The organism is Kribbella ginsengisoli, assembly GCF_039537185.1.
Classification (GTDB): domain Bacteria; phylum Actinomycetota; class Actinomycetes; order Propionibacteriales; family Kribbellaceae; genus Kribbella; species Kribbella koreensis.
Window position 1 is genome coordinate 376,205 of record NZ_BAABAA010000006.1, and the last position, 17,364, is coordinate 393,568.

General features: G+C 68.1%; 17 protein-coding genes. 9 read left to right on the forward strand and 8 right to left on the reverse strand.

Annotated features, from left to right (window positions below):
* The first annotated feature begins 88 nt into the window (after positions 1-88).
* A complete protein-coding gene (locus ABD768_RS22870) occupies positions 89-1,087 on the forward strand; it encodes an acetamidase/formamidase family protein (RefSeq protein WP_344843762.1) in 999 nt (332 codons plus the stop codon).
* Here ABD768_RS22870 and ABD768_RS22875 read toward each other — a convergent pair.
* The gene (locus ABD768_RS22875; protein WP_344843764.1) at positions 1,084-2,058 is read right to left on the reverse strand and encodes a TIGR03560 family F420-dependent LLM class oxidoreductase; all 975 of its coding nucleotides are present in this window, start codon (positions 2,056-2,058) and stop codon (positions 1,084-1,086) included. The two genes, ABD768_RS22870 and ABD768_RS22875, sit on opposite strands and share 4 nt — an antisense overlap.
* Positions 2,055-2,960 carry a DMT family transporter gene (locus tag ABD768_RS22880; protein ID WP_344843767.1) on the reverse strand — a complete coding sequence of 302 codons (906 nt, stop codon included), beginning with the start codon at positions 2,958-2,960 and terminating at the stop codon, positions 2,055-2,057. Before ABD768_RS22880 ends, ABD768_RS22875 begins: the two co-directional genes overlap by 4 nt.
* 63 nt (positions 2,961-3,023) lie before the next feature.
* On the opposite strand from ABD768_RS22880, the gene ABD768_RS22885 reads away from it, so the two are divergent.
* Positions 3,024-3,518 (forward strand): Lrp/AsnC family transcriptional regulator, encoded by a 495-nt coding sequence (locus tag ABD768_RS22885; protein ID WP_343981900.1) that lies wholly within the window; start codon positions 3,024-3,026, stop codon positions 3,516-3,518.
* Positions 3,519-3,608: 90 nt separating this feature from the next.
* Entirely contained in the window at positions 3,609-4,823 is a 1,215-nt protein-coding gene (locus ABD768_RS22890; RefSeq protein ID WP_344843772.1) for a pyrophosphate--fructose-6-phosphate 1-phosphotransferase, read from the forward strand.
* 112 nt (positions 4,824-4,935) lie between these two features.
* Here the strand turns inward: ABD768_RS22890 and ABD768_RS22895 are convergent, their stop codons facing one another.
* The 4 genes from ABD768_RS22895 to ABD768_RS22910 form a co-directional block, all read right to left on the reverse strand.
* Positions 4,936-6,348, reverse strand: a complete 1,413-nt coding sequence (locus ABD768_RS22895) for a M1 family metallopeptidase (RefSeq protein WP_344843774.1) — start codon at positions 6,346-6,348, stop codon at positions 4,936-4,938.
* Positions 6,349-6,400: 52 nt separating this feature from the next.
* Positions 6,401-6,841 (reverse strand): low molecular weight protein-tyrosine-phosphatase, encoded by a 441-nt coding sequence (locus ABD768_RS22900; protein WP_344843777.1) that lies wholly within the window; start codon positions 6,839-6,841, stop codon positions 6,401-6,403.
* Between the two features lie 19 nt (positions 6,842-6,860).
* Positions 6,861-7,247, reverse strand: a complete 387-nt coding sequence (locus ABD768_RS22905; RefSeq protein WP_343981888.1) for a phage holin family protein — start codon at positions 7,245-7,247, stop codon at positions 6,861-6,863.
* 92 nt (positions 7,248-7,339) lie between these two features.
* Positions 7,340-8,008: a GntR family transcriptional regulator gene (locus ABD768_RS22910; RefSeq protein WP_343981885.1), complete on the reverse strand. Its 669-nt coding sequence runs from the start codon at positions 8,006-8,008 to the stop codon at positions 7,340-7,342.
* 152 nt (positions 8,009-8,160) lie between these two features.
* On the opposite strand from ABD768_RS22910, the gene ABD768_RS22915 reads away from it, so the two are divergent.
* From ABD768_RS22915 to ABD768_RS22935, 5 genes are all read left to right on the forward strand, one after another.
* Positions 8,161-9,783, forward strand: coding sequence for a phage tail tip lysozyme (locus tag ABD768_RS22915; RefSeq protein WP_344843781.1), 1,623 nt, complete (start codon positions 8,161-8,163; stop codon positions 9,781-9,783).
* Between the two features lie 30 nt (positions 9,784-9,813).
* A complete protein-coding gene (locus ABD768_RS22920) occupies positions 9,814-10,428 on the forward strand; it encodes a PEGA domain-containing protein (protein ID WP_343981879.1) in 615 nt (204 codons plus the stop codon).
* 146 nt (positions 10,429-10,574) lie between these two features.
* Positions 10,575-11,447 (forward strand): dimethylarginine dimethylaminohydrolase family protein, encoded by an 873-nt coding sequence (locus ABD768_RS22925; RefSeq protein ID WP_343981876.1) that lies wholly within the window; start codon positions 10,575-10,577, stop codon positions 11,445-11,447.
* A 193-nt stretch (positions 11,448-11,640) separates the two neighbouring features.
* Entirely contained in the window at positions 11,641-12,720 is a 1,080-nt protein-coding gene (gene hisC / locus ABD768_RS22930; protein WP_343981873.1) for a histidinol-phosphate transaminase, read from the forward strand.
* On the forward strand, positions 12,717-13,460 hold the full coding sequence (locus ABD768_RS22935) for an SDR family NAD(P)-dependent oxidoreductase (RefSeq protein ID WP_344843785.1): 744 nt from the start codon (positions 12,717-12,719) through the stop codon (positions 13,458-13,460). Before hisC ends, ABD768_RS22935 begins: the two co-directional genes overlap by 4 nt.
* A gap of 252 nt (positions 13,461-13,712) precedes the next feature.
* On the opposite strand, the gene ABD768_RS22940 is transcribed toward ABD768_RS22935, so the two are convergent.
* Together ABD768_RS22940 and ABD768_RS22945 are read right to left on the reverse strand one after the other, a co-directional pair.
* Positions 13,713-14,306: a hypothetical protein gene (locus tag ABD768_RS22940; protein ID WP_343981867.1), complete on the reverse strand. Its 594-nt coding sequence runs from the start codon at positions 14,304-14,306 to the stop codon at positions 13,713-13,715.
* Between the two features lie 523 nt (positions 14,307-14,829).
* Positions 14,830-15,777 (reverse strand): EamA family transporter, encoded by a 948-nt coding sequence (locus ABD768_RS22945; RefSeq protein ID WP_344843788.1) that lies wholly within the window; start codon positions 15,775-15,777, stop codon positions 14,830-14,832.
* A 132-nt stretch (positions 15,778-15,909) separates the two neighbouring features.
* Between ABD768_RS22945 and ABD768_RS22950 the strand changes: the two genes are divergently transcribed.
* On the forward strand, positions 15,910-17,298 hold the full coding sequence (locus ABD768_RS22950) for a phytase (protein WP_344843791.1): 1,389 nt from the start codon (positions 15,910-15,912) through the stop codon (positions 17,296-17,298).
* The last annotated feature ends 66 nt before the right edge of the window (positions 17,299-17,364 follow it).

A 17,364-nucleotide genomic window follows, 5' to 3' on the forward strand; every position in this document is an offset into this window, starting at 1 on the left:
GCTCCCGACGATATGCGGTCTGTTTGAGAATCCGCTGAGAACCCGCTGATCAGTCGCGAAGGAGGCCGGTCCGACGTAGGTTTCGAGCGTGGACATCGTCGAATTCACCCCGTCGAACGAGCAGCTCACCTGGACCTTCGGCGGCGCCGCGCCGCTGCGCCGGGTCAAACCCGGTACGGCGATGCGGCTGTGGACCGAGGACGCGTTCTGCGGCCGGCTGCGCAGTACGACGGATCTGGCCAGCACCAGCCTCAACATGCCGTTCGTCAACCCGCAGACCGGCCCGTTCTACGTCGAGGGCGCCGAGCCGGGCGACACGCTCGTCCTGCATTTCGTCGAGCTGACCCCGGCGCGCAGCTGGGGTGCGTCCGCGACGATCCCGTTCTTCGGCGGTCTGACCAGCACGGACCGGACGGCGACCCTGCAGGATCCGTTGCCCGAGCGGACCTGGATCTACGAGGTCGACACCGACCGCCAGACGGTCGGATTCCAGGCGCAGGGCAGCGATCTGGAGCTCGCCCTGCCGATCGAGACGATGCTCGGTACGGTCGGGGTCGCGCCGGCCGCGGGCGAGGTCCGCTCGTCGCTCGTACCGGACGTGTTCGGCGGCAACATGGACACTCCCGAGATGCGGGCCGGAGCGACCTGCTTCCTCCGCGTCAACGTCGAGGGCGCGCTGTTCTCTGTCGGCGACGGCCACTACCGCCAAGGAGAGGGCGAGTCCTGCGGTACCGCCGTCGAAGGCTCGATGAACGTCGTACTGATCGTCGAGCTCCTCAAGACCCCCGGCCCGGCCTGGCCGCGGATCGAGAACGACACCCACCTCGCCGTCGTCGGCTCCAGCCGCCCACTCGAGGACGCCTGGCGAGCAGGCCAGGTCGACATGGTCGGCTGGCTCGGCGAGCTCTACGGCCTCGACAAGCTGGACGCCTACCAGCTGCTCAGCCAGATCAGCGAGGTCCCGCTGGCCAACGTCGTCGACGCCAACTACAGCGTCGTCACCAAGGTCGCCAAGGGGCTGCTCCCCAAAGTCGATGCCTACAGCAACATCCACGCCCAGCTGCGCGAAGTGGCCGCGACGCTTTAGGAGAAGGCCGGTATGACGTCCGCCGCGAACCGCTCGAGTGGTTCGTGGTCGTACGCGACCCCGGGGATGTAGGTGATCACGTACTGGATGCCGGCCTCTTCAAGCTGCTCGAGAAGCGTCCGGATCTCTTTGGTGGTGGCGAAGTCGGCCTTGGCGATCGCGCTGCCGGCTGAGCCGAGCTCGAGGAATTCGTCCAGGTTGTAGCGGCCGCGTGCCTTCGCGGTCGCGGTGACCGGATCGTCGCCGACATCGATCGGGAACAGATTGAGGCTGGTCGTCTTCACGATCTCGGCGTAGTCGCGGCCGACGGCGTCGCAGTGCTTGCGGAGTACCGACAGCTTGTCCTTGATGACGTCGACGCGGCCGGTGCCGAAGTTGCAGGCATCGGCGTACTGCGCGACCAGCTTGAGCGTGACCTGCTCGCCGCCGCCACCGATCAGCAGTGGTGGCTTGCGTCGCGGCTCGACGTACGGCTTGTCGACCGAGTGGTACTTGCCGTGGAAGACGACGTCCTCCTCGGTCCACAGCCTGTGGATCAGCTCGACCGACTCGCGGAACGAGCCCATCCTGTCCTTGAGGCTGGTCCACGGATACCCGTACGCCGTCCACTCGTGCTCCGACCAGCCCGCGCCGAGTCCGGCGAACAGCCGGCCGTGGCTGGCGACGTCGACGGTGGCGGCCATCTTCGCGTAGAGGGCGGGGTTGCGGTACCCGTTGCAGCCGACCAGCTGGCCGATCCTGACCCGCTTCGTGTCGCGGGCGAGCGCGGCGGTCGCCGTCCAGACCTCGAAGACCGTCTCGCGGGCCGGCTCGGGCACGGTGTGGAAGTGGTCGAACAGCCAGATCGAGTCCCACGGCCCGGCATCGGCGGTGCGGGCGACGGCCGTCATCGCTTCCCACTGCTCCACCGGATCGGCCAGCTCGATCAGATCCATCCGCCAGCCTTGCGGTACGAAGACTCCGAACTTCATGACGACTTCCTTCCGGTACTTCGGGAGACGGCGACCCCGCCGAGGCAGAGTGCTCCTCCGATGAGTGCGAGTAGGGCCGGCGTCTCGCCCAGGAGCAGCCAGGCGAGCGCGATGGCGACCACTGGTACGGCGTAGACGGTCACGCCCATCCGGCCGGCCGTCGAGCGGCGGAGCGCGTAGGCCCAGGTGGTGAAGCCGAGGGCGGTGGGGAAGGCGCCTAGGTAGATGACCCACCAGATGGTGCCTGCGCTTGCCGTGCTGACCTCGCTGGCGAGGGTGGGGGCATAGGGGAGGCAGGCGACCGTGCCGATCATGCAGGCCAGCCAGGTGACCAGTGCGGCGGGTAGGCGGGTCAGGAGCGGCTTCTGGGCGACCACGCCGACGGCGTACGAGATGGCGGCGACGAAGCAGAGGATGACTCCCCAGGTCTCGGCGCGGCCGGTGGAGGTCGCAGTACCGATCAGCACTACGCCACCGAAGGCGATCAGGCTGCCGATGATGAGTTGGCGTGGGAAGCCTTCGCCCAGGGTCAGTCCGGCCATCAGGGCGATCAGGAGTGGGGCGATGTGGACCAGCATGGCCGCGGTGCCGGCGTCCAGGCGGCGTTCGGCAGCGTTGAGGGTCAGGTTGTAGACGCCGAACCAGAGCAGGCCGCAGGCGAGTAGTGGCGGCCAGTCGCGTCTCGTCGGCCAGCTGGCTCGCGTGGGGCGCTCACGGAAGTACAGGTAGATGCCGAGGAGGATGCTGCCGACCAAGAGGCGGGCGAGGGACAGCGAGCCGGCCGAGAACTCCGTGCCGGCGTGGCGGATGGCTACGAAGGAGGAACCCCACAGCAGCACGGACACGGTGGCCGCGCCGGTCACAAGCAGGGTTTTGGGAGAGGCTTCCACGACGGTCGTCACTCTGTTTACCCTAGGAAGGTCTTTGTCGCTTTCCCATGGCGTTACCTACCGAAGAGGCGCTTGATGATTACCGAAGCGAATGCGATTGCGGCTCTCAGCCTTCAAACCGACAAGCCGGTTCTGGATGAGCTGAATGTCCGCCTCCTGAAGGAGCTGGCGGCCGATCCGCGGTTGCGGACGACCGAGCTGGCCCGGCGGCTGGGGGTGTCGGCGCCGACCGTGCGGGAGCGGGTGACGCGGCTGGAGGAATCCGGGGTGATCCGCGGGTATCGGCTGGACGTCGACCCGGCCGCGCTCGGCCTGCCGATCGCCGCCTGGGTCCGGCTCCGCCCGGGCCCCGGCCAGATCCCGCGCATCATCGAGCTCGCTCAACGCACCCCCGAGGTCGTCGAGTGCCACCGGATCTCCGGCGAGGACTGCTTCCTGATGCGCGTGCAGGTCGCCGCTATCGCGGGGCTCGAGGAGGTTCTCGACAAGTTCCTGGTGCACGGGCAGACCACCAGCTCGTTCATCGTCTCCAGCCCGATCGAGCCGAGGCCGGTCAACTTCGGTCAGTGAGGTCCCGTCTCTCAACCCCAACCAGCGCTCGAAGTGGTCTGCATCACTAGGCTGAGGGCGACTTCAGTGACCTCCGGAAGGACCCTGACCATGGCTGCCGACAAGTCTGTCCGCAGAGTTGCCCTTCTCACCGCGGGCGGGCTCGCGCCCTGCCTGTCGTCCGCCGTCGGCGGGCTGATCGAGCGCTACAGCGAAGTTGCGCCCGACGTGGAGATCATCGCCTACCTGAACGGGTACCACGGGCTGCTCAGCGGCCGGCACCTCGACATCACGCCCGAGGTCCGGGCCAAGGCGGGCCTGCTGCACAAGTTCGGTGGCAGCCCGATCGGCAACAGCCGGGTGAAGCTGACCAACACCGCCGACCTGATCAAGCGGGGCCTGATCCAGGACGGCCAGAACGCCCTCCAGGTGGCGGCCGAGCGGCTGGTCGCGGACGGTGTCGACGTGCTGCACACGATCGGTGGCGACGACACCAACACCACCGCGGCCGACCTGGCGGCGTACCTGCAGGAGCACGACTACGACCTGACCGTGGTCGGCCTGCCGAAGACGATCGACAACGACGTCATCCCGATCAAGCAGAGCCTGGGCGCCTGGACCGCTGCCGAGCAGGGCGCGATCTTCGCCAAGAACGTGATCGCGGAGCACAGCTCGAACCCACGGATGCTCGTCGTCCACGAGGTGATGGGACGCAACTGCGGCTGGCTGACGGCCGCGACCGCGGCGGAGTACCGCAGGTGGGTCAAGGCGCAGGAGTGGAACCCGGGCATCGGCCTGGACGCGAGCGGCTGGGACGTGCACGCCGTTTACGTGCCTGAGGCGACGATCGACCTGGACGCCGAGGCGGAGCGGCTGAAGGCGGTGATGGACGAGAACGACTGCGTCACCATCTTCTTGTCCGAGGGCGCCGGCGTGCCGTCGATCGTGGCCGAGCTGGAGGCGCGCGGCGAGGACGTGCCGCGGGACCCGTTCGGGCACGTGAAGCTGGACGCGGTCAACCCGGGCGCCTGGTTCGCGAAGCAGTTCGCCGAGCGGATCGGCGCGGAGAAGACGATGGTGCAGAAGAGCGGCTACTTCAGCCGGTCCGCCGCGGCCAACGACGCCGACCTCGCGCTGATCAAGCAGTGCACGGACTACGCGGTCGACGCGGCGCTGCGCGGCGAGAGCGGTGTCGTCGGGCACGACGAGGAGCGCGGTGACGAGCTGCGCGCGATCGAGTTCCCGCGGATCGCCGGCGGCAAGGAGTTCGACCCCTCCGTGGAGTGGTTCGCCGGCCTGCTGGCCGAGATCGGGCAGACCAGCTGACCCCGGTCCGAGCCCACATCATGTGGGCTCGGACACCCAACGGTGGGCTTGAACAAGTAATAGCGTGTTCAAGCCCACCGGTGCTTGTTCAAGCCCACATGATGTGGGCTTGTCAGGACGGGAGGTCGGGGGTGGTTTTGCCGTAGATCCAGCTGGTGATGTACGTCGTGAGGTCCTTGCCGGAGACCTGGTTGGCGACGTCGATGTAGTCCTGGGTGGTCGCGGACTTGTTGCGGTAGCGCTCGAAGAACGTGTGCTCGATCTGCCGGAAGGTCTTCGCGCCGACCTGCTTCTTCAGTCCGTAGAGCATCACCGCGCCGCCTGCGTTGGTACCGCCGAGCACGTCGAGCGTGTCGGCCGGGCGACCGGGTGGGCCGTACTGCGGGCGGTTGCCGAGGTCGAATTCGTAGGCCCGCTGGATGAAGTCCTCGAACGACGGGCCGCCGCTCACGGAGGCGTAGAGGCCGCCGTAGTAGCTCGCGTGGCCTTCGCTGAGCCACATGTCGTCCCAGGTCCGCACGGAGACGGCGTCACCGAAGTACTGGTGAACGAGCTCGTGAACCATCACGGCCGTGCCCTGGGTCGACGGGTCGGCCAGGTAGTCGGCGGTGAACATGGACAGGGTGGCGCTCTCCAGGGCGACGTTGGTCTCACCACGGATGCCCAGTACTCCGTACGTCTCGAACGGGTACCGGCTACCGAGCTGCTCCTCGACCCAGCGCAGTTGCTCCGGGATGAGTCCGACCCGCGTCTTCGCGGCCGCCGCTTTGGGCGTGTCCACATAGCTCCGTACCGGAAGTCCGTGCGGGCCGCGGGCCTTGATCTCGGTGAAGTGGCCGACCGCGAGCTGGGCGACGTCGGTGGGGATGGGATCGCGGGTCGTGTAGACGTACGTCGTCCGGCCACCGACGGTCTTCTTGGAGCGCAATGTGCCGCCGGCGACCGCCTGCAGGTCGCTCGGAACGGTGACCCGGAAGGTGACGACGGCCTTGTCGCTCGGGATGTCGTTCATCGGGAAGAACAGGTGCGAGCGGTCGGGCTGACCGAGCAGCGCGAAGCCGTCGTCCGCGGGGATCCAGTGCTGGAAGTGATCCTGCTCGGGGAACTGCGGCGCCTTCGGCTGCAGTGACCGGTCGGCGGTGAAGGCGACGTGCACCCGGAACGGGAGGCCCTCGAGCAGTGGGAGCTTCGGGATGATGACCAGCTTCTCTGCGGTGTTGTCCAGCTTGTACTCCGCCGGCAGACCGTTGACGGTGACGGCGCTGACCTGCTTGGCGACGGCGTCCAGGCTGAAGCCGGACAGACTTTGCTCGGCCTGGGCAACGATGTCCACGGACGACGCCATCTGGGTCGTGCCGGGTTGGTAGTCATAGGCAACGGTGTACGACTGCGCGTCGTACTCGCTGCTGCCGAGGTCGGGGTAGAGGCGTTCGCCGGACCCTTGTGCGGTGGCGGGTCCGGCGACCACCGTCGAAATCATCATCGCGACCGCTGTCGCGGCGAGCGGGAGTCGTCTGAGCTTCATCCCGCCACGTAATCAGCCGGGGCGTATCGCGGGCGTATCCGTTTCCTTTTACCTATTGGGAAAGCCGGTCGACCCAGCGGTCGGCGGCCTTCTCGATCTGGTCCAGGACGTCGTCGAAGCCGGCGTCGTCGCCGTAGTACGGATCCGGTACGTCCTCGTCGGCGAACAACTCGACCGGTACGACGAGCTCGTCGCCGCCCCGCCGGAGCAGCGCGGTCAGGTGGCCGGAGTCCATCGCCAGCACCAGGTCGCGGTCGGCGAACCAGCTGCTGCGGAACTCCTGCGCCCGGTGCGCGCTCCCGTCGTACCCGCGCCGGGCCAGGGCCGCGGCGGCGCGGGAGTCCATCGGGTCGCCGATGTGCCAGCCGCCCGTGCCGGAGCTGGTCACGACCACGTCGTCCACCCCCGCGTCGGCGAGCTTCGCGCGGAGCACGACCTCGCCGATCGGGGAGCGGCAGATGTTTCCCGTGCAGACGACCTCGATGCGCCTCACTGCCGAAGTCACCGCGCCATCAGTTGATCTCGGCCTTGTCGGGCAGCACGGCGTTGAGGAGCATGCCGACCAGGGTGATGACCAGGGAGCCCAGCAGGGCGGCGCCGAAGCCGGTCACGTGGAACTGGACGTCGAGCTTGCCGGTGATCCACGAGGTGAGCAGCAGCATCAACGCGTTGATCACGAAGATCAGCAGGCCGAGCGTCAGGATGATGAACGGCAGCGAGATCAGCTTGGCGATCGGCTTCACCACCGCGTTCACGATCCCGAAGATGGCCGCCACGATCAGCAGCGTCAGCACCCGGCGCCCGGTGGTCGATCCCTGCAGCGTGATGCCGCTGACGACCCAGCTCGCAACCGCCAGCGCGACCGCGTTGGCGAGCAACTTGATGATCAAGTTCTTCATACGTCGATCCTGCCACCCCGGGGTTCATCACACCCGTCCCACGCCGTACGCGGATCCGGCAGGTGCTTCGGTGCGTCCGAAGACAGGTGACTTCAGGAGGGCGGGGTGGCGATGGCTTCGAGCAGGGACTCCTCGGCGCCGGCCAGGTGCCGGCGGAGCTCCTCGACGCATTCGTCGAGCTCGCCCTTCTCCAGCAGCCGGACGAGTTTGCGGTGCGAGGCGACCTGCTGCTTGGCGTCCTGGCGCAGCGCGTCGACACGGGCCAGCGCGAGTCTCGCCTCGCCGGTGATCGAGTCGGCCGTGGCGGTCAGCCGCTCGCTGCCGGTCAGGGCGACCAGGCTGCGGTGGATGGCCAGGTGGGTCTCGGTCATCGCCTCCGGGTCGGCGCCTTCCTTGGCGGTCGCGGCGAAGGTCCGCATCGCGGCGCGGACCCGCTCGCGGGCCGGCTCGTCGGCGTCGAACCAGGCCCTGATGCCGGCCGACTCGAGCACGAACCGGGCGCGGCAGATGTCCGCCACCGCGGCCGGGTGCAGGATCGCGACGCTGACACCCTTGTTCGGCTCGCGGACCGCGAGGCCCTCGGTGACCAGCATCGTCATCGCTTCGCGGACCGTACTGCGGGCGACGCCGAGCGCCTCGGCCAGCGGCTGCTCGCGCAGCGGCGTACCGGGCTCGAGGTCACCCGAGAAGAGGGCGGCGCGGAGCGCGTCGACGACCCGGTCCACCGTGGTCGAGCGGTCCACCCGCAGCCGTTCGTACATGCAGCGATTGTCGTCCAGTCAGCCGCCGTTGTCGCGTTCGGCACCCGGCGGCGAGCAGGTCGGCGGTCAACCTGTGGATAACTCTCGACATAATGACCTGGTTTTCAGGCAGTCTTTGACGCAGTGGCCGCCCCTCCAGCAAGGAGACACTCGTGGGTGACAGCAAGGCACTGCCGATCATCGGTGGCGTCATGCTCGTGTTCTTCCTGCCGCTGATCATCGTGATCGCGATGATCGTCGGCGTGCTGAGCAGCATGGACAGCGCGGCCGCCTGCACCCCGTCGTCCGGCGCGAGCGAGACCTCGATGGCCTGGCCGACCGACAGCCACACCCCCGACCAGGGCTGGGACGACGAGGGCGACGAGACCCACAAGGGCGTCGACTTCGTCATCGCCAAGGGCAGCAAGGTGTACGCCGTCGAGGCCGGCAACGTGAAGTCGGTCTCCGGTGACTGGATCAAGATCAGCCACGACAAGGGGCTGGAGAGCTGGTACCGGTTCTTCGACACCAAGGCGGTCAAGAAGGGTGACACGGTCACCCGCGGCCAGGTGATCGGGACCGTGGGCGAGGGTGACGAGGCCGCCCCGGGCAAGAGTGGCGCCCATCTGCACTTCGAGGTCTGGGCGGCCACCGAATCGGACGGCACCGACCTCAAGCAGACCGACCCGGCGACGCTCTTCAGCACGACGGACTCCCCGGGCGCGGGCGGCTGTGGTTGCGGCGGAGCAGGCGGACCGCTGGTCGGCGGCACCAACCAGGAGAAGGCGTTCAACTTCCTGGTCTCGAGCGGCTACACCAAGGAGCAGGCCGCCGGCATGGTCGGCAACATGATCCACGAGTCGAGCGTCGAGCCGCAGCGGCTCAACGGCACCACCTCGGGCGTGAAGACGCCGGCCGCGACGGCCGTCGGGCTGGGCAACAAGGCCTGGGGGATCGTCCAGTGGTATCCGGCCAGCAAGGTCATCAACGCGGGCCGCTCGATGGGCGCCACCGACAGCCAGATCGAGACGCTGGAGTTCCAGCTCAACTTCCTGATCCACCAGCTCGACGGCACTGGCAAGGTGCCGCTGCCGGCCGTCGGGACCGCGATGAAGGCGACCAAGACGGTCGACGACGCGGCCTACACCTTCGCGGCCAAGTTCGAGATCTTCACGACGAACCCGAACGACCCCGAGTACGGGCGGCGCCAAGCCACTGCCCGGCAGGTGCTCAGCACCTTCGGTGGCGGTGCCGTCGAGCCGGGCAAGCCCGGGACCGGGCCGGCGACCGCCTGCGCGGCCGGCAGTGGCAACATCGCCGCGGTGGCGATCTCGCTGGCCTGGCCCGAAGGTGGGCACGGCTACAACAAGAGCGACGCGACACCGGCGTACCAGGAGGCGCTGCCGAAGTTCAACAGCGAGAACGGGTACAACGTGTGGAGTGACTGCGGCCGGTTCGTGTCCACGGTGATGCACATGAGCGGTGCCGATCCCGACTACCCCGACGTGAGCACGGACGTCATGGACCACTACCTGCGGACCTCGGGCAAGTACGACGTGTTCGACAGCATCTCGATGGATCAGCTCCAGCCCGGGGACATCTTCATCGGCCCCGGCCACACGTATCTTTTCGTCGGAAGCTACGGCAAGTACAACTCCGTCTCCGGCTCGCTGGAGACGGGTAAGGGGAACGGCCACGTGCCCCAGGCCGGCTATGCCTACAAGGTCGGCGTGCCCGGTGGATTCGCCGTCGCCCGGCTGAAGAACCAGCCGAAGCCACCAGAGAAGAAGTCCTAGCGGCCCGCCGATGAGAAACAGGAGCAGCTGATGGAGGAGGACGGCCGGCGGACGCTGGTGATGGGCGCTGTCGCCCTGCTGGTGATCGTGGTCCTGATCGGGGGGTTCCTGATCTGGCGGCACGATCCCAAGGCGGAGCTGACCGTGAAGTCGATCCCGAACGACCTGACCCTGACGCTGAACGGCGCGCCGATCGCCGCCAGCGGGACCATCGAGGTCCGGCCGGGGACGTACCAGCTCCTGGCCAAGCGGGACGGCTTCCAGAGCTACGAACAGACCCTCACCGTGCGCGGCACGGATCCGGTCTCGGTCGAGGTGTACCTCTACGCCAACGGGCCGGTCGGCGTCGAGTGGGGCAAGAACAACCCTGAGCAGGAGCGCGAGGCCGAAGCGGCGGCCGGTCGCAGGTACGACGAGATCCAGGCCCGGCTGGCGGCGAAGTACCCGATCCTGGCTCAGCTGCCGTACATCGGGCCCGACTTCAAGGCGACCTACCAGAACTCGAAATCGGATCCGACGAATCCTGAGGCGATCTCGGTGAAGATCCTGGTCTACGGCCCCTCCGGCAAGAAGGAGGCGCTCGAGTGGATCACCGGGAACGGCTGGGATCCCGCCTCGCTGGACCTGATCTACACCACCGGCTGAGGCTGCTTCCCGGTACTGCGAACGCACTCCCGCCGGCCGAGGCGTAAGTCATGTTGACGCGATCTCGGCGGCCCTGCACACTGACTGATTGTCGGACAATCAGGGGATCGGTCAATTCGACGGTCCGGAGTCAACGAGGTGAACACATGGGTCAGCCGCTGGGGTGGGGACGCCGCTATCTGATGGTCCGGCCGGATCATTTCCGGATCGACTACGTGATCAATCCGTACATGTCGACCCAGGACCAGCCCGACCCGGAGCTGGCGCTCAAGCAGTGGGACTCGCTGCGGCAGGCCATCGTCGACGCCGGCGGTGAGGTCGAGGTGCTGGCCCAGCGCGACGACTCGCCGGACATGGTCTACGCGATGAACCTCGGTTTCGCCACCGCCCAGGGCAAGGCGATGCTGTCGCACATGCGGTTCGAGCCGCGCCGCAAGGAGTCGCTGACCGCGGCCGAGTGGTTCATGGGCCACGACTTCGAGCTGAAGCGGACCGGCGCCGACGGCATCGGCCCGCACTTCGAGTCCGGCGACGCGTTCGTCTTCGGGGACAGCCTGGTGGTCGGCTACGGCCCGCGCACCGAGGCCGGGGCGCTCAAGCACCTGGCGACCGAGTGGGGCATCCGGGTCCGCGGCCTGCGCATCCAGCACGAGGGCATGTACCACCTCGACCTGCCGTTCTGCCCGGTCGACAGCACCCACGCGATGGTCTACCCGCCGGCTCTCGACGCGGCCGGCCAGGCTGAGCTGTTCGGCATCGTGCCGGATCCGATCGTGCTCACCGACGAGGAGGCGTTCGCGTTCAGCGGCAACTCGCTGGTGGTCAACGAGACGATCATCATGCCCGCCTGCTCACCGCGCCTTCGCGACATCATGACCGGCCTCGGCCTGCGCGTGGTCGTCCTCGACCTGTCCGAGTTCCACAAGGGCGGCGGCTCGGCCCGCTGCATGACCAACCCCCTCGACTTCGACCTCAGCGCCATCGCCGTCCCCGGTGGCGAGGTCGTCCTGCCGAGCTAGTCGCGGCAGTCCGGTACGGCCGGATCGATGGCCGGGCGCCTGCTCATGGTTCAGCTGGTTTGCTGGACGATTGGACGGGCGGCCCGGCCATTCTGATGCCTGTCGACTGCGGTCGGCCGCCTTCGGTTGAGCAATTTGTCCAGTCCGATATCACGGGGTTCTAAGCGGGCGGGGATGGAGCTAGCCTGCCGCCATGACCGCTGAGGACGAGGTGCGCTTCCGTTCCGTGCTGGATGACGTCGCGGCGTACAAGCCGGGCAAGCCACCGGAGCGTACCGACGGGCGCCCGTCGTTCAAGCTGTCCAGCAACGAGAACCCGTATCCGCCGCTGCCGGGTGTGCTCGCCGCCGCCACCGAGGCCGCCGGGAACATGAACCGGTACCCCGACATGGGCGCTCTGCCGTTGCTGGAGGCGCTGTCCGAGCGGTTCGACGTACCGGTCACCGACCTGGCCATCGGGACGGGTTCGGTCGCGGTGCTCTACCACCTGCTGCAGGCTGCTTGCGGCGAGGGCGATGAGGTCGTCTACGCGTGGCGGTCGTTCGAGGCGTACCCGATCGCGGTGCAGCTGACCGGCGCGACCTCCGTCCAGGTCCCGCTGACCGAGGACGCCCGGCACGACCTCAAGGCGATGGAAGCGGCCATCACCGACCGCACGAAGGTCGTCATGGTCTGTACGCCGAACAACCCGACCGGCCCGGTGGTCCATCGCGACGAGCTGGTCGCGTTCCTCGACGCCGTACCGCGCAACGTGCTCGTCGTCCTCGACGAGGCCTACCGCGAGTTCGTCCGCGACACCGAGACGCCCGACTGCACCGAGATGTACCGCGACCGGCCGAACGTGGTCGTCCTGCGCACCTTCTCGAAGGCCTACGGGCTGGCCGGCTTCCGGATCGGCTACGCGATCGGCCACGCGCCGGTGATCGCCGCGATCCGCAAGTGCGCGCTGCCGTTCGGCGTCAGCGAGATCGCCCAGGCGGCCGCTGTCGCGTCGTTGCGCGCGGAGAAGGAGCTGCTCGACCGCGTCGAGGCCCTCGTGGTCGAGCGGACCCGCGTCGTCGGGGAGCTGCGCGCGGCCGGCTGGGACGTCCCCGAGACGCACGCGAACTTCGTCTGGATGCCGCTCGGCGACGAGACCCTGGCCTTCGCCGAGGCGGTCCAGGCCGAGGGCGTCTCGGTCCGGCCGTTCCCCGGCGAGGGTGCCCGGGTGACCATCGGCGAGCGTGAAGCCAACGACCTCTTCCTGACGATCGCGTGCGCCTGGCGCCAGTGAGGAACCTGATCTGGATCTCGGGCGCATCCGCCGGGATCGGGGCCGCACTAGCGGTCAGTACGCCGTACGCGGACGCGCGAGTGATCGACCTGTCCCGGAGGGGTGGAGTGGTCGAGCACTTCGCGGCGGATCTCGCGGACCCCGCTGACTGGGTGCGGGTCGAGGACCACTTCGCCGCGGAGCTGGCCGGATTCGACGGCGAGCGGGTGATCTTCGTCCACAACGCCGGGACGGTCGTACCGATCGGATCGGCCGCGACGGTGGATGCTGCTGCCTATGCGCAGGCGGTGCTGCTGAACTCGGCGGCGCCGCAGGTGCTCGGGCGGGCGTTTCTGCGGGCGACTGCTGGGCTCGACTGCGAGCGGCAGCTGGTCATGCTGTCGTCGGGTGCCGCGACCAAGGCTTATCCGGGGTGGTCGGCGTACAACGCGGGCAAGGCGGCCGTCGAGCACTGGGTGCGGACGGTCGGGCTCGAGGAGGCGGCGATCGAGCGGGAGAGCGCGGGCGCGGTGAAGGGCTGCCGGGTGATCGCGGTGGCGCCGGGCGTGGTGGACACGGCGATGCAGGGTGAGATCCGGGCTGTGGACGAGCAGGCGTTCCCCGCGGTCGAGCGGTTCCGTGAGCTCAAGCGCTCGGGTGGGCTGATCACGCCGGAGCAGGCCGCGGCCGGCTTGTGGGCCGTCATCGAGGCGCAGTACCCGACCGGGTCGGTGCTCGACCTGCGGGATCTCCCCGCCTGATCACGACCTCCCGGCCGAGGGCTCAGTCTGACGCCGGCTCGCCTGGCCTCGGGGTCGCGGCAACGCAATCGCCCGGCCCCCGCTGGGACGGGGGCCGGGCGATCGACGTACCGAAACTCTTGGAGCCAGCGAAGCGGCACCGGGAAATAGTGAGGCTTGCTTCCCGATGCCGCTTCGAGGTGTTGCTACCGGTTGATCACCCCACCGAGGCGATCCGTCCGGTGTCCATCATCACTGCTGACCAGGGAGTGGTCAGTTGTCCTGCTCGGAGTCCTGCTCGCAGGTCTTCAGGATGTCCGTGGTGTTGGCGTTGTTGCCCAGGCCCAGAACACCGGAGATCGAGTTGACCGGAACAGCGCCGCCGAGAACGCTGGCAGCGACATCGTTGTGGCAGGCCTGGAACGGGCCGACGTTGTTGCGGGAGACCGACACGAGGCCGTCGTCGCCAACGCGGTACCACTTGCCACCGTGGTTCTTCTGCGAAGAGCCCTGCTCGCAGGTCTTCACGACGGTCGCGTGGTTGCCGTCGTTGAACAGACCGACGATCCCGACGATGTCGGAGACCGGCACGGCACCGCCGGCGCCGGCCACCGCGGCGACGTTGTGGCAAGCCTGGAACGGGCCGACGTTGTTGTCGTCGACGTTGACCAGGCCGCCGCCCTGACGAACGAAGTACCAGACCTTGCCGCCCTTGGCGTAGCCCTTCAGCGCCGAGGCGTCGGTGACACCGCTGGTGGCGCCGGAGGTGCTGTCGTCGATCATGTTCGCGCTGACGACGGTGGCCAGGCCCAGCGTGGCAACGGTCGCCACTGCCGCTGCAGCGGCGATCTTGCGTGTTACCTGCATTATGCGAGGTTTCCTTTCGGGTATGACGGATTCGTCTTAGTGGGTAACGACGCCTGGTGGGGCGGGTTACAAATTTCTTCGCCCCTTTTTCGGTTCAGGCGGGAATCCCGGGGTAGGCCATAGCAGGCGAGTGATGGGTTCGTTGCCGCAGCAGGAATCTGTCTCTGACCAGGCAACTTGTCGCCCAGGCGGGGCGATCGGCGGGTCGCCGGAGGTGAGCGGTATTCGTTTTCGCTGGGCCGTAACCGATCGGCGGTTTCGTCGTTGTCTGATCGCGGGCGAACGATTGCCCGTCATTCATGGGGTATTTTCGGCGGGCTCGGTGGCCGGCGAAATGGCATTACCATGACGAAACGGATTGTCACGCATCATTGCCGGAGTTTCGCGCCGTGTTTTTTCGGGGCATGGCGCCGGCTCGGCAACACGGACCCGCTGCCGCGCGCATCGGCAGCGGTGGGAGACCCGGGCACCCCATGGGAGCCCGGGTTCTTCCCTTTCCAGGGGTCCTTCTCTTTCCGGAGTACTAAGAGGTGCGGCGCCGCTCGGCGCTGACCACCAGGGCGACGCCGACCACGACGATCGCGCCGCCGAGCATGATCTCGGCGGTGACCGGCTCGCTGAGGATCAGCCACCCGAGCAGCACCGCGACGGCCGGGTTCACGTAGGCGTAGGTGCCGATCAGTGAGATCGGCGCGTTCGCCAGTAGATAGGAGTAGGCGGAGTACGCCAGCAGCGAGCCGAAGACGACCAGGTAGGCGAGGGCGATCCAGCCCTTCGGCTCGATCGCGCTGAGGTGCAACCGGCCGGGCTCACCGGCCAGTACGCCGATCAGCAGCATCGCCGTACCGCCGGCGACCATCTCGTACAGGGTCGCTACCAGCGGATCCTTGGGGAGTCCGAGGCGCGGGGAGAAGCGGGAGCCGACGGCCCAGCTGATCGTGCCGGCGACCAGGATCGCGACCGAGAGCGGTTTCGCGCTGGTGTCGCCGCCGGAGAGGGCGAGCAGGGCCGCACCGGTGAATCCGATCAGTACGCCGAGCCAGGTCAGCGCACGCGGTCGCTCGCCGCCGCCGACGCGGAGCAGCATCAGCCAGAGCGGTACGGCGGCGACCAGGAGCGCGGACAGGCCGGAGGGCACTGTCTTCTCCGCGATCGCGACGGCGCCGTTGCCCAGGGCAAGGAGCAGGAGGCCGACCACGGCCGCGCCGAGGAGCTCCCGGCGGGTGACGCGGAGCCGGGTGACGCCTGACTTGATTGCGAGGAATGCGGCCAGCAGGACGGCTGCGACCAGGAAGCGGGCGCCCATTCCGAGCATCGGCGGGATCTTCGCCTCGACGACGATCCGGATGCCGAGGTAGGTGGACCCCCAGACGACGTAAACCACCGCGAGAGCCGACCAGATCATCGCCGCCGAGGCCGGCTTGGCGGTGGCCTGCGGCAGTACTGCGGGCGCTGGCGCGGCGGCGGTCATCGCGGTTCTCCTCGATTGTCATGGGTCAAACACAAGAACGATGCTGACACTAGCCCCGCCCCACACCACCCCACAAGCCACTTTTCACCTGCTGGTCGGCCACCCGTCACCCCCACCCCCGACCCTGACCCCATGCGCATCCCACTAGCCGTCCTGCTGACGGCCGCCGTCTCAACAGCCCTCGCCTCGCCTTCGGCATCGGCCCAGAAAGAAGAGGTGGGAGAGGCGCCGCCCCTGGTGGTGGGCGCGTCTGCCGCGGCTCCGCCGCGAGCCGCGCTGCCGGCGCAGCGATCCGGGCAGGCCGCGGCCGCAGCGCTGGCCGATAGCTCGGCAGTCGCTGTTCGGTCCTCCGGCCAGCAGCCGCGGTTGGCGGAGGTTCGCGCTGTCGCGGAGACGGCGGCTAACTGGGATGACGAAGCCGGTGGGGATGCGAATGCGGATGATCCGGCCATCTGGGTCAATCCGCATCGGGCGGCTAAGAGTGTGGTGTTGGGGACGTTGAAGAACGGCGGGTTGACTGTCTTCGATCTGAGCGGCCGGGAGTTGCAGCATGTGGCTACTGCGCCGGAGGGCCGGTTCAACAACGTTGACCTTGTTACTGGGGTGTCAGTCGGAGGGAAGCGGCGGGATCTGGCTGTGGTGAGCGATCGGGGGCTGGACCGGCTGCGGGTGTACGCGGTCGACCAGCGCGGGTCGGATGCCAAGGACAAGGTGCTGACCGACGTCACGAGTCCCACCGCTCCTCTCGTGTTCAGTAAGGACGACGCGGAGGTCGAGGAGCAGCGCACGGCGTACGGTGTCGCCGCTCTGAATCTCGGCGGTCAGGCGTTCGTCGCCGTCAGCCGTCGCAGTGAGACGCGGATCGGGTTCTTCCGGCTGGTCGCCGACAGCACGGGCAAGATCGGCTACCAGGCCGTGAAGCAGCTCGACCTGCCCTCGACCTTCCGGTTGTCCAACGGTTCGACCTGGTCACCGTGTGAGGACCCGGGCGACCGCCCGCAGGTCGAGGGCATGGTCTTCGACCAGACGACGGGCACCTTGTACGCCGCTCAGGAAGACGTCGGCATCTGGCGAGTACCGCTGGCGGGCCGGCCCGCGCTGCTGGAGAAGACCCGGGAATTCGGCCGGCCCGGGGCATACGACGAGCAGACCGAGGAGTGCGCGCCCACCGGCCCGGTCTCCAAGGACGGCGGCCAGCACCTCAGCGCCGACGCGGAAGGGCTGACGATCGCCTACCGCGGGGCCGCCAAGACCCTCTACGCGTCGAGCCAGGGCGACTCCACCTTCGCCGGCTACCGGATCACCGCGAAGGGCCTCGACTACCGCAATGGTTTCAAGGTGGTCGACGGTGCGGCCGCGGACGGCGTACAACACAGTGACGGTGCCGCGGTCACCACCAAGCCGCTCGGCCCGCTCTTCCCGCACGGCCTGCTCGCCGTGCATGACGGCGAGAACACCCCCGGTGACGGCGACCGGGAGGGGACCAACTTCAAACTGGTACGCCTGGAGCAATTGCCCTGATCGAGACCGGTTTGTGACGCAGATCGCACGAAACCTCTCGATGCGATCACGAGGCAGCGATTTAAG